The sequence below is a fragment of the Luteimonas qiangzhengi genome (assembly GCF_039548515.1).
Lineage (GTDB): Bacteria > Pseudomonadota > Gammaproteobacteria > Xanthomonadales > Xanthomonadaceae > Luteimonas.
Window position 1 is genome coordinate 299,183 of record NZ_JBCLVE010000002.1, and the last position, 16,026, is coordinate 315,208.

At 65.4% G+C, this 16,026-nt stretch carries 13 protein-coding genes; 3 read left to right on the forward strand and 10 right to left on the reverse strand.

What is annotated here, in order from left to right:
* Positions 1-53: 53 nt before the first annotated feature.
* On the reverse strand, positions 54-1,016 hold the full coding sequence (locus WCE59_RS01620; RefSeq protein WP_343256948.1) for a DNA-binding protein: 963 nt from the start codon (positions 1,014-1,016) through the stop codon (positions 54-56).
* A gap of 103 nt (positions 1,017-1,119) precedes the next feature.
* Between WCE59_RS01620 and WCE59_RS01625 the strand changes: the two genes are divergently transcribed.
* Positions 1,120-2,199 carry a site-specific integrase gene (locus WCE59_RS01625; RefSeq protein ID WP_343256949.1) on the forward strand — a complete coding sequence of 360 codons (1,080 nt, stop codon included), beginning with the start codon at positions 1,120-1,122 and terminating at the stop codon, positions 2,197-2,199.
* A 230-nt stretch (positions 2,200-2,429) separates the two neighbouring features.
* Here the strand turns inward: WCE59_RS01625 and WCE59_RS01630 are convergent, their stop codons facing one another.
* A complete protein-coding gene (locus WCE59_RS01630) occupies positions 2,430-3,053 on the reverse strand; it encodes a cation transporter (RefSeq protein ID WP_343256950.1) in 624 nt (207 codons plus the stop codon).
* Positions 3,054-3,147: 94 nt separating this feature from the next.
* Between WCE59_RS01630 and WCE59_RS01635 the strand changes: the two genes are divergently transcribed.
* The gene (locus tag WCE59_RS01635) at positions 3,148-3,555 is read left to right on the forward strand and encodes a MerR family transcriptional regulator (protein ID WP_343256951.1); all 408 of its coding nucleotides are present in this window, start codon (positions 3,148-3,150) and stop codon (positions 3,553-3,555) included.
* Positions 3,556-3,582: 27 nt separating this feature from the next.
* On the opposite strand, the gene WCE59_RS01640 is transcribed toward WCE59_RS01635, so the two are convergent.
* The 8 genes from WCE59_RS01640 to WCE59_RS01670 all read right to left on the reverse strand — a co-directional run bounded on the left by WCE59_RS01640 (position 3,583) and on the right by WCE59_RS01670 (position 12,176).
* A complete protein-coding gene (locus WCE59_RS01640; RefSeq protein ID WP_343256952.1) occupies positions 3,583-4,632 on the reverse strand; it encodes an arsenic resistance protein in 1,050 nt (349 codons plus the stop codon).
* A gap of 3 nt (positions 4,633-4,635) precedes the next feature.
* Positions 4,636-5,229, reverse strand: coding sequence for a cation transporter (locus WCE59_RS01645; RefSeq protein WP_343256953.1), 594 nt, complete (start codon positions 5,227-5,229; stop codon positions 4,636-4,638).
* 1 nt (position 5,230) lies between these two features.
* Positions 5,231-8,407 carry an efflux RND transporter permease subunit gene (locus tag WCE59_RS01650; protein ID WP_146313704.1) on the reverse strand — a complete coding sequence of 1,059 codons (3,177 nt, stop codon included), beginning with the start codon at positions 8,405-8,407 and terminating at the stop codon, positions 5,231-5,233.
* Positions 8,408-8,429: 22 nt separating this feature from the next.
* Positions 8,430-9,401 carry an efflux RND transporter periplasmic adaptor subunit gene (locus tag WCE59_RS01655; RefSeq protein WP_125111693.1) on the reverse strand — a complete coding sequence of 324 codons (972 nt, stop codon included), beginning with the start codon at positions 9,399-9,401 and terminating at the stop codon, positions 8,430-8,432.
* Positions 9,398-10,678 carry a TolC family protein gene (locus WCE59_RS01660; protein ID WP_343256954.1) on the reverse strand — a complete coding sequence of 427 codons (1,281 nt, stop codon included), beginning with the start codon at positions 10,676-10,678 and terminating at the stop codon, positions 9,398-9,400. The genes WCE59_RS01655 and WCE59_RS01660 overlap by 4 nt, the downstream gene beginning before the upstream one ends.
* A gap of 56 nt (positions 10,679-10,734) precedes the next feature.
* Positions 10,735-11,127, reverse strand: a complete 393-nt coding sequence (locus WCE59_RS01665) for a hypothetical protein (RefSeq protein ID WP_343256955.1) — start codon at positions 11,125-11,127, stop codon at positions 10,735-10,737.
* 61 nt (positions 11,128-11,188) lie between these two features.
* A complete protein-coding gene (locus WCE59_RS13730; RefSeq protein ID WP_095209460.1) occupies positions 11,189-11,290 on the reverse strand; it encodes an SEC-C metal-binding domain-containing protein in 102 nt (33 codons plus the stop codon).
* Positions 11,291-11,717: 427 nt separating this feature from the next.
* Positions 11,718-12,176, reverse strand: coding sequence for a hypothetical protein (locus WCE59_RS01670; protein ID WP_343256956.1), 459 nt, complete (start codon positions 12,174-12,176; stop codon positions 11,718-11,720).
* Between the two features lie 275 nt (positions 12,177-12,451).
* Here WCE59_RS01670 and hsdR point away from each other — a divergent pair, with 275 nt between their 5' ends.
* A complete protein-coding gene (gene hsdR, locus WCE59_RS01675) occupies positions 12,452-15,955 on the forward strand; it encodes a type I restriction-modification system endonuclease (protein WP_343256957.1) in 3,504 nt (1,167 codons plus the stop codon).
* The last annotated feature ends 71 nt before the right edge of the window (positions 15,956-16,026 follow it).

Genomic DNA, 16,026 nt, shown 5'->3' on the forward strand with positions numbered 1-16,026 from the left:
CGTCGAACACCCGTCTGAATTAGCGTGCCGATCCTGTACCCGCGTGGCTGCCCTCAACCTCCAGGCGCTTGGCTCATTGTTACTTTAGCGCCCTGGCGGATCTTAGTACGACCCTTCTTTACCACCTTCTTCGGCGCTGATGTCTTCCTGGCAAGCTCAAGCGCCTTCTCCAAAGCTGTCGAGAGCTCTCGCAAGTGGACCACCTGCGGCTCCAGCGCCTCAGCCCGGGCTCTCTGAATAGCAGCATCACGTAGTGCGCCTGCGGTGCCGGCGCGGAAGGCCTCCAGCTCCTTCTGACGCGCAACTTCCCTGGCTGTCTGTTCGTCAGACAACTTGGTCATGCGCTGCTTTAACTCTCGCGCTTCTTGCCTAGCGCGATCGATTTCGAGGTGGGCGCGGTCCTCTGCTGCCCGGACATGCTGCATCAGGCTCTCGCGCTCAGCCGCAGACTGCTCTTGGAGTGTCTGGAAACGCTTTACTAGGACTTGGCGCTGGCTGTCGGATTCGGCTAAACGCTCCAGCGCGGAGTCACGCTGTTCCCCCGAATCCCGTGCTTGTCCTTCCAATTGCCGAACCAAGCGCTCCAATTCATCTGACCGCGTCACAGCGAGATCCCTTGCTCGGTGAGCGGCAGCAACTTCTTGGCGCAAAGCCGCAGCCTCGTCACTAAAGGCTTCTCGATCTTTGCGGACCGCCTCACGTTCCAATGCCAAGGATTCGCGATCTGACGCCATGGAACTCTCGGCGACAGCTTCAGCATGATCCAGAGCCGTCGCCCACAATTTTCCTGCAAGGACAGCTACAGCCTCTGGGGCCCCTGGAAGATCCAAGCGTGTTTCATGTTCCAGTATTCGTTCCCCTAGCCCGCGCCACCAGGTCTCCATCCACCTGACGATCGTGTTCGGTGAACCGGTGCCCAAGTACGCACGGATGCGCTCGACCGTCGGTCGTTCGCCGGCGGTGACGAGTGAATCAGCCGCAGTGTGGACGTCATTTTCGGTGATACCACGTGCCATGGAGCCTCTCCTACGCGGGCGCCCTGCCCCGCACTTGACGTACTGGTGATAAGTGATGATTATCGCCAGTACACGCCCTATTTCATAACATACACTACATAGTATGAAACGAAATAACACACTTCCCGTCAGCGCCGCGACAGCCGCCAGCCTGGTGCTGCCGGAGCAGCTCGCCCAGCAAGCGGCCGACGCCGTGCGCGAAGTGCTCGCCGAAGCCGCGGCCGCCAACACCACCCGCAGCTATGCGACCGCCCTGCGCTACTGGGCCGGCTGGCACCAAGGCCGCTACGGCGTCGAGCTGACCTTGCCCGTCAACGAAGCGGTGGTCATCCAGTTTCTGGTCGACCACATCCAGCGCAAGAACAAGGCCGGCCTCGTCACCGAGATGCCGGACGCGCTGGACCAGGCGCTGGTGGCCGCCGGCCTCAAGGCCAAGATTGGGCCACTGAAGCTCTCGACCGTAGTCCAGCGGGTGGCCGTGCTGTCCACCGCACACAAGCTCAAGCGCCAGGCCAACCCCTGCGAGCTGCCCAGTGTCCGGACCCTGCTGAGCCGGGCCCGGCGCGCGGCAGTCAAGCGCGGCGAGCGGCCGACCAAGAAGACCGCGATCACCCGCGCCGAGCTGGAGGCCATGCTGGCCACCTGCGACGACAGCCTGGAAGGCCTACGCGATCGCGCCCTGCTCTGCTTCGGGTTCGCCAGCGGCGGCCGCCGGCGTAGTGAGATCGCGGCCGCGGATATGCGCGACCTGCGCAAGGTAAGCGAAGACGGCTACATCTACCGGCTAGAGTATTCAAAAACCCAGCAGTCCGGTGTCACGGTGGACTCGACCCCGGACAAGCCGATCATGGGCCGCAGTGCCGAGGCGCTGGCTGCCTGGATCAACGCGGCGGGAATTCACGAGGGGGCGATCTTCCGGCGGATCTGGAAGGGGCGGGTCGGCCCTGCCCTGCTCCCGGGTTCAGTGGCCGCAATCGTGAAGCGACGGGCCCGGTTAGCGGGGCTGGAGGGGGATTTTGGGGCACACAGTCTCAGGTCGGGGTTTGTGACTGAGGCGGGTAAGCAAGGGGTGCCGTTGCCGGCCGTAATGGCGATGACCGAGCATCGCTCGGTGGCGAGCGTGATCGGATATTTCCAGGCAGGCGCTGCGGAAGACAATCCTGCGGCCCGATTACTGAAGTAAAGACCCGTCACCGCTGACTTGTAGACGTCCGCTGTCGGCCAGAAGCGGACGTTCTGGCTGACCCGAACTGCCGCTTCGAATCCACTCTTTCAGAGGGTCGGCAGGGATTCGTGTAAAAAACGGCCAAAGGTGAGCTAACTGCCTGTCATAGCTGACTTTCTTGGCCGCTCCAGCCACGCTTCAGAACGGAGCATTTCTTCTTCGAGGACCGGACAACGGGCCGTAACTCGTTATTTCACCTCGTCCCGGTAACTCCGCCAAGCCATACGGAGTACCCGCCAGGCGGACCGCAGAAACATCAGCAACAGTCCACCAGCGATGACCAGATCGGGCCAGCCTGCATCGAACAGCCACACGCCGGCGGCCGCCAGCAGCACCGCAACACCCTCGTACAGATCGTTGCGCGAGCACTCCCACGCCGATGACATGTTCACGTCGCCAAAGCGGTACGGCGTCAGCAGCCACAGGCACAGGGCGTTGAACGCAAGATTGATCACGGCGGCGATGCCGATGGCCTCGAAGATCGGCACCTCCGGATGGGCAAGGCGCCAGCCGATCTGGATGGCGACAGCCACCGCGGCACCGAGGATCAGCAATCCCTTGAACAGCGCCACCTTGGCCTTGGCGCGCAGGCTAGCGCCGATCACTGCCAGGCTCAACAGATAGGTCAACGCATCGCCGAGGTTGTCGAGGCTGCCTGACAGCAACGAGGACGATCCGCTGTAAATCGCCGCCGTGATCATCATCACGAAGGTGGCGATGTTGATCGCCAGCACGATCATCAACACGCGCCGCTGCCCCGCCTCCAAGGCGCGGATATCCACCGTGCTTCCGCAGCCGCACGAATCACTCATGATCATGTCTCCAAGTCGAGCGGGCGTCCGAGGATTTGCGGCCCGCTTCCAGGTCGGCGATCCTAAACCCCGGAGTCGCTACAGGGTCAAGCCCATGAAGATTGGAGAGGTCGCGGAGCGCAGCGGGTGCCATCCCGAAACCGTGCGCTACTACGAGCGCATCGGGTTGTTGCCTGCCCCGCCGCGTACGGCGGGCGGGTATCGCGACTACCGTCCCGCCGACGCGGATCGACTGCGTTTCATCAGTCGTGGACGCGCACTGGGCTTCTCCCTGGAGGAGATCCGCAGCCTGCTGGGCCTGGCCGAGGATGACGGACTGTCGTGCCAGGATGTCGACCGGCTTGCCCGCGGGCACCTGCACGACATCCAGACCCGGCTCAGCGACCTGCAGCGGATGGCCTCGGAGCTCGAGCGGGTGATCGGCAGCTGTAGCGGCGGTGGGCGCGGCCAGTGCGCCATCCTCGACACACTGCGACACCCGCCGACAAGCACCCGGGAGTGACACGGGCGACTTCGACAGCATGGCTAGTCAACGCGTCGCCACCCGTCGCATCAGGGGTATGTAGGCCAGCATGGCGGTCAGTTCGACCAGCGTCTGGGTGACGATCACCGCCGGTACGATGGGAAGCGCGTCAGGGACGGACAGGGCCAAGGGCAGTATCACCAGCGAGTTGCGCGTGCCTGACGCGAACGCCACCGCCCGTTTCGCCGGGACGTCCAGCTTGAAAAGCCGAGCGATTGCGAGGCCGAGCACGGGCGCGATGATCGCGAACGCTATGTAGAACGGCAGGACCGAGAGCGCCGCATTGCTTGCCGGACCGAGCTGCGGTGTCACCGCCGCGATCACGATGAAGAGCACGCCCGCGGTCGCAGGTACGGGCAGCACGCCGCTCAAGTCAGCAACACGGGCTGCCGTCGGCGAGCGAGACGCGGCGGCCTGCAGGAGCGCCGCAAGCAGCAGCGGGATCGCGATCAACCAGACAAACGCATGCAGGAATGGGCCTGCCTGGACCAGTGACGCCGATTCTGCCCCCATGAAAACGCCGAGGTAGACCGGCAGCAGCAACATCTGCACCAACAGTAGAACCGGCGTTGCGGCGAGCAGCAGCGAGGAATCCGCCTTACCCAGGTGGGAAAACGTGACCACATAGTCGATGCATGGGCACAGCAGGACGAAGAGGAAGGCAACGCGGATCAGCGGCTCTGCAGGCAGCAGCGGCAACATGGCCGCGACTAGGATTGGCACGACCACGAAGTTCGCAACGAGCAGTGCACCGAGGAAACGCCTGTTCACCAACGCGGCCCGCAACTTGACCAATGGCACCTGCAGGAAGGTGACGAACAGCATCAGTGCCAACGCAGGATTGATCAGGACTTCCAGCCTTCCGGTGGCAGGCACGGTCCACGCAATGGCAAAGCCGAGGGCGATCGCCGAAAAGTAGATCGGGATCTGGTGCCGCTCCAGCCCGTCGCGTACATCGGCCAGTCCCGTCACGACTTCAGCCACATCGTTTGCAGGGGCGCCAGTCGCCTGGACAGCGAGCACCTTGGGTCCCGGGAAGTCTGCCGCAAGCGCCATTTGCTAACCATGTTCTTCCCCATTCGCATCCCGCAGGATCTCGACACCACCTTTGAGGGCGATTGCCGCCACGGCAAGCCCTACGACCAGGTCGGGCCAGGCTTGCCCGGTCCAGAGCACGAGTCCGCCACCCACAAGTACGCCTGCGTTGGCGATGAAATCGTTGGTGCTGAAGGTGGTCGCGGCGCGCACGTTCACATTGGCCTGCCGGATTTGCTTGAGCAGCCACACGCATGTCGCGTTTACCAGGCCGGCCCCCAACGCCATCGCCATCATCGTCGTGCCAATGGGCTCGGCGTCACCCAGGAACCGACGGCCCACGTCGACCAGGATTCCAGCGGCGAACAGGATCAGTAGCCAGCCGGACACCTTGGCCGCCGACCTTTTCCAGGCTTGTGAGCGACTGAGTGCGAGCAGGGTGATGATGTAGACGGCGCTGTCGGACGCATTGTCCAGTCCATTTGCGATCAGAGCGCTTGAGCCGGCGGCGACGCCCGTGACCCCAAACCCCGCGGCAAGCGCGAGGTTCAGGGCGAGGACGATCAACAGGATCCGGCGCTGGTGCGCGTCGTGTATCTCGATCTTCTCTTCACTCAACTCAGTGGGCCTCCAGTTGCGGCTTCGCTGCGTCGCCGCGATGCAGAAGACGGTAAAGGGTGGGCAGGACAAGCAGGGTGAGCAGCGTTGAAGACACGATCCCGCCGATCACGACGGTGGCGAGCGGACGCTGCACCTCCGCGCCCGCGCCGACATTGAGCGCCATCGGGACGAAGCCGAGCGACGCCACGAGGGCAGTCATCAAGACCGGCCGCAGCCGCCCGAGCGCGCCGTTGAAGACCGCGTCGTCCAGCGACTGGCCTTGTTCGCGCAGGTTGCGAATGAAGGCGATCATGACCAGGCCGTTGAGCACGGCCACGCCGGACAGCGCGATGAAGCCGACACCTGCGGTGATCGACAGCGGGATGCCGCGCAGTGCCAGTGCGGCCACACCGCCCGTCAGCGCCAGCGGCACGCCGCTGAACACGATCACCGCATCCCTGGCCGAGCCGAATGCCATGAACAACAGGCCGAAGATGAGGACCAACGTCACCGGTACCACGACTGCGAGCCGCCGACTGGCCGAGATCAACTGCTCGAACGTGCCGCCGTAGTCGATCCAATAGCCTTCCGGCACGTTCACCTGCTGCCCGACGCGCTGCTGCAGCTCTTCGACGAAGGTGCCCAGATCGCGATCGCGCACGTTGGCGGTCACCACCACCCGGCGCTTTCCGTTCTCGCGGTTGATCTGGTTGGGCCCCAGCAGGCTTTCGACCCTCGCGACCTCCCGCAACGGTATGGTTCGCGCAGTTGCCCAACTGGGGTCCAGGCTCGATCTGTCCGCGTTTGCATCGTCGGACAAAGGGATCGGCAGGTCCTGAAGGGCCGCCGGATCGACGCGCATCTGTTCCGGCAACCGGACCACGATGTCGAACCGGCGGTCGCCCTCGAACAGCTGGCTGGCAACCTGGCCACCGACCGCGGTGGCAACGGTCTGCTGCACAACCCCGGGATTCAAGCCGAAGCGCGCAAGCGCCGCACGATCCGGCACGATCGTCAGCAGTGGCAAGCCGGTCGCCTGTTCGGTCTTGACGTCGGCTGCGCCCTCGACCTGCCTGGCAACGGCCTCGACCTGTTCGGCCACCTCGACCAGCGTGTCCAGGTCATCGCCGAACACCTTGACCGCCACGTCCGCACGCACGCCGGAGATCAGCTCGTTGGTCCGCATCTCGATCGGCTGCGTGAACTCGTAGTTGTTGCCTGGGAGCGTCGCCACCGCCGCCTCGATCTCGTCGAGCAGTACGTCCTTGGGCTTGCGTGGGTCGGGCCACTGCCCGCGTGGCTTCATCATCAGGAAGGTGTCGGCGACGTTTGGTGGCATCGGGTCGGTAGCCACCTCGGCCGTGCCGATCTTGCTGAACACCCGCTCCACTTCGGGAAGCTGCATCAGCCGCTCCTCCACGGCGAGCTGCATCTTCACCGACTGCTCCAGGCCAGTGCCCGGGATGCGGATCGCATGCATGGCGACGTCACCCTCGTCCAGGCTGGGAATGAACTCGCTGCCCAGGCGCGTGGCGACAAGCAGGGACACGGCAACCAAGACAAACGCCCCGGCAAACACCCAGTTCTGCCGACGGAGCGACCACGAGAGCAACGGCTTATAGCCGCGTCGCACCCACTGGACCAGCCGGTTCTCCTTCTCCTGGACCCGGTTGCCCATGAAGATCGCGATGGATGCGGGAACGAAGGTGAGTGACAAGACCATTGCACCGGTGAGGGCCAGCACCACCGTGATCGCCATGGGATGGAACATCTTTCCCTCGATCCCGGTCAGCGCGAAGATCGGCAGGTACACCGCGGCGATGATGAACATGCCGAACAGGCTGGGCCGGATGACCTCGACCGTGGCGGTAGCGGTCAGGTCGTTGCGCTCCTCGCGCGTCAGCGACCGGCCAAGCCGATGCTGCATCTCGCCAAACCGGCGCAGGACGTTCTCGATAATGATGACCGCGCCATCGACGATCAGGCCGAAGTCGAGTGCACCCAGGCTCATCAGGTTGCCGGACACGCCGCCGCGCACCATTCCGGTGATCGTGAACAGCATGGCCAGGGGAATGACGGCTGCGGTGATGAGCGCGGCGCGGAAGTTTCCCAGCAGCAGGAACAGGACCACGATCACCAGTAGGGCGCCCTCGACCAGGTTCTTCGAGATGGTCTGCATGGTGCGTTCGACCAGCGCAGTGCGGTCGTAGACCGCCGTCGCGGTGACGCCTTCTGGCAGGCTCGCGTTCGCGTCCTGCAGCTTCGCCGCCGCGGCCTGCGCGACGCTGCGGCTGTTGGAGCCGACCAGCATCGACACGGTGCCCAGCACGACCTCTTCGCCGTTCTGGGTGGCCGCGCCCGTACGAAGCTCCGGGCCTTCACCCACCTGCGCCACGTCCGCAACCCGGATCGGCAGGCCTTCGCGCCGGTCCAGCACGATGTTGCGGATCTCGTCGATCCCGCCGACCTGGCCGGGCACGCGCACCAGGTACTGCTGGCCGTTGCGCTCGATGTAACCGGCGCCCATGTTCTGGTTGTTGGCGGCCACCGCGTCGACGATGTCCTGCAGCGTGAAGCCGAGTGCGACCAGCTTGGACGGGTCCGGCGTGATATGGATCTGCCGCTCGAAGCCGCCCATCGTGTTGACTTCGGTCACCCCCGGGGTGTTGCGCATCTGCGGCCGGATGACCCAGTCCTGCAGGGTGCGCAGGTCGGTGGGGCTCCACTGGCTGCCATCCGGCTTGGTCGCGTCGGGCGCCGCATCCACGGTGTACATGAAGATCTCGCCCAACCCGGTCGAAATCGGGCCCATTTCGGGCTCCAGGCCCTCCGGAATCTGCGAGCGGATCTGCTGCAGGCGCTCGGCCACCTGCTGCCGGGCGAAATACAGGTCGGTGCCGTCCTCGAACACGACGGTGATCTGCGACAACCCGTACCGGGACAATGAGCGCGTGTAGTCGAGACGGGGCAAGCCGGCGAGTGCCGTCTCAATCGGATAGGTGATCCGCTGCTCGGATTCCAGTGGCGAGTAGCCGGGCGCCTCGGTGTTGATCTGCACCTGGACGTTGGTGATGTCCGGCGTTGCATCGATCGGGAGCCGGGTGAAGCTCCAGATGCCCACACCGATCAGCCCGAGGGTCAGCACCAGCATCATCCAGCGATGCCGAATCGAGAACCGGACGATCCGCTCCAGCAGACCGGCCTGGCGGACTGTGGTGTCAGTGGTCATGCGACGCGCCCTCCTTGCCGATGTCCGCCTTGATCAGGTAGCTCTCCGCGACGACGACCTCCTCGCCGCCGCTCAGGCCCGAGAGGACCTGCGCCCGCGTGGCATCGCGGGCGCCGAGTTCCACGTGTCGGGCCAGGTACGTCTCGCCTTCACGTACGAACACGGCGTCCTGGCCATCCATCGACTGCAGCGCGGTCAACGGCACCATCAGGTCAACCGGCTGCTGCGCGACGGTGATCCGCGCCTTGACTGCCGTTCCCGGCCGCCACTGGTTGTCGGCGTTGTCGATCGTTGCGCGGGCGACTGTGCTCTGGCTGGCCGTGGCCATGCCCGGGAGCACACGTTCGAGCGTGGTGTGGACCGTCTCGCCATCGCTCATGCGGGTGACCGCGACCGGCACGCCAGGCTGGATGTGCTGGGCGTCGGCGCCAAAAATGTGGAGGTCGACCCAGAGCTGCGAGAGATCGGCGATCTGGAACAGGGGCGCACCCTCGCTGGCCAGGCCGCCGACCGAGGCACTGCGCTCGACGACCACGCCGGAGATCGGCGCGGCAACGCTGTAGGTGCTCAGGCTCAGGTTGCTCTCGATCGTCGCCAGCGTCTGCCCGGCGCGGACCGGGTCGCCGACGTTGGCGCGCAACGAACGGATCGGGCCAGGGAAACGGGCGGTGACCTGCGCAACACGACCCTCAACCGGGGTCAGCAGGCCTTGCACCTCATGCTCGTCGGCGATCACGCCGGGGCCGGCCGGCTGGGTCTTGATACCGGACTTTTCAGCGATTTCCGCAGGGATGACCGTGCTGGCGACTTCATCCGCCTCATGGCCGTGTTCGTCGGCCTCCGTTCCGTGGTCGGCGGCGTCGTTCGCATGTGCGTCCTTGGCCGGCTGGTCCGGCTCGCCACCGCAGGCTGCGAGGACCAAGGCCAGCGCCAGTGCCGGAATCAGGTGGACAGGCTTCATGGGGTTGCTCCTTGGTTGTGTTGCAGGCCCGGGCCGGCGACGAATGCCTGGCCGGTCAGCCGCTGGATCTCGATCAGGGCGCGCTGGGCTTCCAGCGCCGCCGCCAGCTGTTGCTGCCGTGCGGCGGCGTGCTCCGCCTGCAGGCTCGACCACTCCAGATAACTGGCGGCGCCTGCGCGGTACGCGGTGGCGGCCGCGGCTTCGGCCTTGGCCAGACGTGGAAGCACGTCCTCACCTAGCCGCTGTGCTTCCAGGCGGGCCACTCCGAAGCGGCCATGCGCCTCAGCGAGGGTGGAGTAGAGCGACAGCCCCATGGCCTCCCGTTCGATTTCCAGCGCTGTCAACTCGGCGCGTGCGGCACGGATGCCCGGCTGTGCCCGGCGAGTGGTGCCCAGCGGGATAGAGACACTGCCGACCAGGCCGAAGTCATCGCCATCGGTCATCCGCCGGACGCCAACCTGCCAGTCGAGGTCGCGGGTCGCCTCGCTGCGCGCCAGCTGCAGGCGCGCCTCGCCAATGCGCCGCTGGTCGACGAACTGCGCCAGCTCGGGGGTGCGTTGCAGCCAGTCGGCGAGCACCGCGAAGTCCGCGACCTGGGGCACGGCCAGCGGATCGCCGCCGACGATCTCGAATGCAGGATCGCGCTCGCCCCACAGGGCCGCAAGGTGCTGGCGGGCAGCCTCCCCGCGTTGCCCGGCTCGCGCGCGATCCAGTTCCGCCCGCGCCAGGGCGGCCTGCGCGGTGAGCACGACCGACTCGGGCGAAGCGCCGGCGTCGTGACGCCGGCGTGCCGCAGCGACGGTGCGCTCGCGCTGGTCGATATCCAGCTGCGCGAGCTCGCCTTGGCGTTGTGCACCGACGACCGCCAGGTAGCGGCGGGCCACTTCGGCCAGGAGATCCAGCCGCCGCGCCTCGCGCCCGATGGCCAGCGCATCGATCCGGCTTTGCGCGAGTGTGCGGCGGGCATCGAGCTTGCCGCCGCGCTCCAGCACGGAGGCGAGGCTCAGCGTGATCTCGGCGCCATCCAGGCCGCTGGCCGGGCCGGTACCGAGCACGTTCTCGAGCTCGGCTCCAGCGACCAGGGCCGGGCGCAGGGAGGCACGATCCAGCTCGGCTTCCAGCGCCTCATGGCGGGCACCAAACAGGCGCAGATCGGGGTGTGTATCGGCAACGCGGAGGAAAGCGTCGTCCAGGGTGAGGGGGTCGGCGGCGTGCGTGGGGAATGCCACGGCACACACGGCGACGAACACGGCCAGGGCCGCTGATCGCAAAAGCATGAGGGTTGCTCCGATGAATCGAATTGACGGGTGCCGGCGTCAAGCCGACGACGCGGTCATCCGAAGATCGGAGGCTTGAACGGGCTCGGTAGAGGCACGGCCGACGGGGGCGACGCCTTCTCAACCACCAGCCGGTCGGCTACCGGGAGAGTGGACAGGGGCTCCAGCACCGGCAATACGGCTGCGGCTGAACCACAGCAATGCGCGAAATCCAGCAACAGGTGCAACGTCTCCGATCCGTCTTGATCGTGCGCGTCCGCCGCGGCGAACTCCGCGCCCAGATCGTTGGCATGCGGCCCGTGGCTGTGCGCGCCCGATGGATCGTGCGCGAACTCATGCATTTCGCCGACGGCCGTCATCACCGGTTGGAACGCCAACCCCAGCGCAAGCATACCCAGCACGACGACGCGCAGGAGCGGCAACAGGAAGCGGGGATGCAGTCGGATCATGGCCGCACAGGGTACCTGCGGATGATGGGGTTATACAATTCCGCTGAATGCGTCGAGAGGGCTACAGGGAAAAGGCGCGTTCCAGTTGTCGGCCATGGCACCGCTTGTACTTGTTTCCGCTGCCGCACTGGCACGGCTGGTGATCGCGCAGCCCCGACGACAGTGCGTGTCCAGGAACTGGTGCGCCTGCTGCAGCGGTTCGATTTCATGCGCGGGGACACTGACCTCGCCGGGAGCCGCCGGGATGCCCCGGCTCAGTCTCTTCCTGGGGGCTCTTGCCGTTGCATGGGCTGCTAGCCCTTCGATGGCAGACAACAATACCCGGACTGCGCTCTACGAGGTCATGCGGTCGGGCTTGGCTGCCTGAGTGATCCGTGGGACGAAGTGGTGCGCGATGTTCCAACGAGACGTCCGCTTTGGGTCGGAAGCCGCACTTCCCTACCCCCGATAAACATCCCTAACCAACCCGCCCGGCCCCACGGTCGGTTGCTGACCAAAGCTGCCGACGCATGCGTCGTCCAATGTTCATCGCCGGGAGCCGGTTTACCCAATCGACGATGTTGACCCTCCGCCAAGGCAGAAATTTGGAGCTATACAACTCGCTGCCCAGGTAACTTCAGATGCTGCTTCTCGGGCGGCAGAAGCGATCGTAAGAAGTCGTTCCACTCCATGTTCTTTGCTTCGCAGAGCTTCTCGACTTCTTCAAGCAACCAAGGCGAGAACTGGATGAAGGATGTGTTCCCAGCGGCCTGATCGTCGACTGCGGCACTGAGGAACCAGCTCAGCGCTGCAAACTCGTCACTCGTGCCGGCGACGGGTACGCTGTCGACCACCACAGTCCAGTTTTCTTCAGCGTCGCCTTCGACGTAGGCGAGAAGAGCGCCATGGACGTCCACAAGCTCCGCGACGATGTTTGGCTCCGCATCGAGGGCGGCTACCCACTTCGCAACCTTGGTTTGGCTAGCGACTACGCGGGATAGGGCCGCTTCTTGCTTCTTACGGCGATCTTTCAGCTTTGCCTTTCGTTTTGCATCCGACTGCTTTCCCACGACAGCACCAAGCGCCCTAGCCCAAACCGAGACAATAGCGCGGGTGCAGTTGCATCACCATCCCCTTCCCCGACCACCCTGACGCCAAGGCCTTTGGCCCTATCCGCTTGGCGTGAGGAGTCGACCTTCCCCCGACAGACATCCCTAATCCGGCTCTGTGATACGTCCCTGGAAACTTGTCGCGGCCACGGTCCAGGCCCAGTCAGCACGCCGCTCTGCCCCGGCGACCGTTTCTCAATGCCCACTACGGCCCATTGCCCTATCATTGGTTCGGAATGAGGTGCAGGGGGATCGCCTTGGGCAGTACGCCGGTCGAAAGTAATTTCTGGTTCCTCCGCGGGCATGATCCCGTGTTCCTGATACTCGCCTCCATGGCCGAGCAGGTCTTCGCTGCCGACCCGAACACGACACTCATCAAGCTACGCCAGCTGGGCGAAGCGTTTGCGAAGGATCTGGCAGGCCGAGCTGGCCTCCAGGTGGATGAGCGCTCGTCGCAGGCCGATCTCATCTTCCAGCTCTCCCGGGAACTGCGGCTCGATCCGCGGATCCGGGAGCTGTTCCATGTCCTGCGCGTCGAAGGCAACAAGGCCACCCACGGTTTCGCTACTCGGCATCGCGAGGCGATGGACGGCCTGAAGATCGCCCGCGAGCTGGCTGTCTGGTACCACCGCGCGTTCGGTCGGGACTCGGCGGACTTCAAGCCCGGCCCGTTCTCGCCTCCCAGCGACCCGGCAGCTCCCTTGCGCGAGGTCCAGGCCGAGGTGAAGCAGCTCCAGGCGCAGCTGGACGCGGCGCGCAAGGCACATGACGAAAGCCTGCAACTGGCGAATCTGCAGCAGGAGCAGTCCGAACTCCATGCCGCCCTCGCCGAGGCCATGGACGTTGAGGCAAGGGAGCAGGCCGCGTTGGTCGCGGAGCGCGAACGCGAGCTTGCACAGCTGCGGGAGGAATTCGACCAGCGCATCGCGGGGATGTCGCAAGCGCCCGACCCACAGGTTGTGGACACCGAAAAGGTCCAGGCCGCCACGCACCGCGCCAGCCAGGGTTTCGACCTGAGCGAGGACCTCACCCGCATCCTGATCGACCAGCAGCTGCAGGACGCGGACTGGGAAGCCGACTCGCTTGAACTGACGTACGCCAACGGCACTCGCCCCGAGAAAGGCGTGAACCGCGCGATAGCGGAGTGGCCCACGCGCGTTGCCGGAGCGAACGCCGACTACGTCCTGTTCTGCGGCCTGGTGCCGGTCGCCATCGTCGAAGCCAAACGCAAGCGGATCAACGTCGCCGACCGGATCCTACAAGCCGAACGCTATGCACGCGATCTCGTCCCGTCCGGCGATCTGCAGCCGGCATGGCGCGAGGCCGGACTCACCGCTCCCTGGCCTGATGGCCAGGACGGCACCTTCCACGTTCCGCTGGCGTTTTCCTGCAACGGACGCCCTTACATCCGGCAGCTGGCCGAGCAGTCCGGCATCTGGTTCCGCGACCTGCGCCGCCCCTCCAACCTCAGGCGTGCCCTGCAGGGATTTCATACGCCCGACGGCATCGCCGACCTGCTCAGGCGCGACGTCGACGGCGCGCAGTCACGGCTGGCCGAGGAAGGCATGGCCTACCTGCGCCTGCGCGACTACCAGCAGCACGCGATCCAGGCGGTCGAGGACGCCATGGCCGCCGGCCAGCGCACCAGCCTGCTGGCCATGGCCACCGGCACCGGCAAGACCCGTACCATCATCGGGCTGATCTACCGCCTGCTGAAGACCGAGCGCTTCCGCCGCATCCTGTTCCTCGTCGACCGCTCCGCGCTGGGCGAACAGGCCCAGGACGCCATGGGCGAGATGCGACTGGAGCAGAACCAGACGCTCTCCCAGATCTACAACCTGGACGGCCTGCAGGACACCTCCACCGCGGACGAAGCGCGCGTGCAGGTGGCCACCGTGCAGGCCATGGTCCGCCGCATCTTCCAGTCCGACTCCCCTCCCCCGATCGACACCTTCGACTGCATCGTCGTGGACGAAGCCCACCGCGGCTACACCCTCGACCAGGAGATGACCGAGGGCGAGCTGGCCGTCCGCAACCACGCGCAGTACATGTCGCAGTACCGGCGCGTGCTGGATTATTTCGATGCCCATCGCGTTGGCCTGACCGCGACGCCCGCCAAGCACACCACCGACATATTCGGAAAGCCGGTCTACACCTACAGCTACCGCGAGGCGGTCGCAGACGACTGGCTGATCGACCACGAGCCACCGATCCGCTACGAAACCCTGCTCAACACCAAGGGCATCCACTTCGAGCGCGGCGAACAGGTCAACGTGGTCAACGTCCAGACCGGCGAGGTCGACACCACGGAGCTGGAGGACGATCTCGACTTCAACGTCGAATCCTTCAATCGCCGCGTCATCACCCCGGCCTTCGACCAGGTCATCTGCGAACAGCTGGCGCGCGAACTCGATCCAGACGGCGACGAGAAGACGCTCATCTTCTGCATCAGCCAAGCCCACGCCGAACGCGTGAAGCACCTTCTGGACGAAGCCTTCAAGGCCGTCCACGGCGATCAGTACAACCAGGCCAGCGTGGCCATCATCACCGGACGCAGCGACAAGGTGGACGCGCTGATCCGGCGCTACAAGAACGAGCGCCACCCGAACATCGCCATCACCGTCGACCTGCTCACCACCGGCATCGATGTGCCCGCCATCTGCAATCTGGTGTTCATGCGCCGGGTCCGCTCGCGCATCCTCTACGAACAGATGAAGGGCCGGGCTACCCGCCGCTGCGACGACATCGGCAAGACCGTCTTCCGTATCTACGACCCGGTGGACCTGTACGCCGCGCTGGAAGAGGTCGACACCATGAAGCCGCTGGTGAAGGATCCCAACGTCAGTATCGAACAGCTGCTGCACGAGCTGAAGGATCCGCGCAGCTTGGCCGCGCCCGGCGGCAACGGCGACAGCCATGCACAGGACGTCCTCGACCAGCTCGGCCAGAAGCTGATGCGCGTGCTGCGCAAGGCCGCGCATCGCGCCGCCGCCAAACCGACGCTGCGCGACAAGCTGGACCAGCTCGAGGCCGCGTGGGGCGTGGCACCGGAGCGGCTGCACACCCACCTGCACGCACTGGGACCGCAGGCCGCCGCGAAGTTCCTGCACGCGCAGCCGCTATTGCTCCAACAGCTGGCCGAGGTCGGCGCCCTGCTCGGCTCTGACCACTACCCGATCATTTCCACGCACCAGGACGAACTGATCGACCGCCAGCAGAACTACGGCGTGCACGAGCAGCCCGCCGATTACCTGGAGAGCTTCAACCGCTTCGTCCGCGAGAACCTCAACCAGTCGGTCGCCCTGAGCGTGGTCGTCACCCGCCCCCGCGACCTCACCCGCGCCCAGCTGCGCGAAATCCGCCTGCTGCTGGACGAGCACGGCTTCAGCGAAGCCAACCTGCGCGGCGCCTTGCGTGAGAGCACGCAGCAGGAAATCGCGGCCAGCATCATCGGCCATATCCGCCGTGCTGCCCTGGGCGAAGCGCTGGTCCCGTTCGAACATCGCGTGGGCCGCGCCATGCAGACCATCTACGCCAGCCGTGCCTGGACGCCACTGCAGCGGCGCTGGCTGGAGCGTCTCGCCCAGCAGCTCGTGCACGAGGTGGTGCTGGATCGCGAGGTGGTGCAGCGCAACTTCGAGGCCGATGGGGGCGCACCCAGGCTCGACAAGTTGCTCGATGGCCAACTCGACCAGATTCTGAATGACATCGGCGAGCAGCTCTGGCACCAGGCCGGATGAGGTGCAGATGAGCCGAATAGCGGGTATATTCGGCTCACCAATCGAGCCAAATACACCACATATTCAGCTCA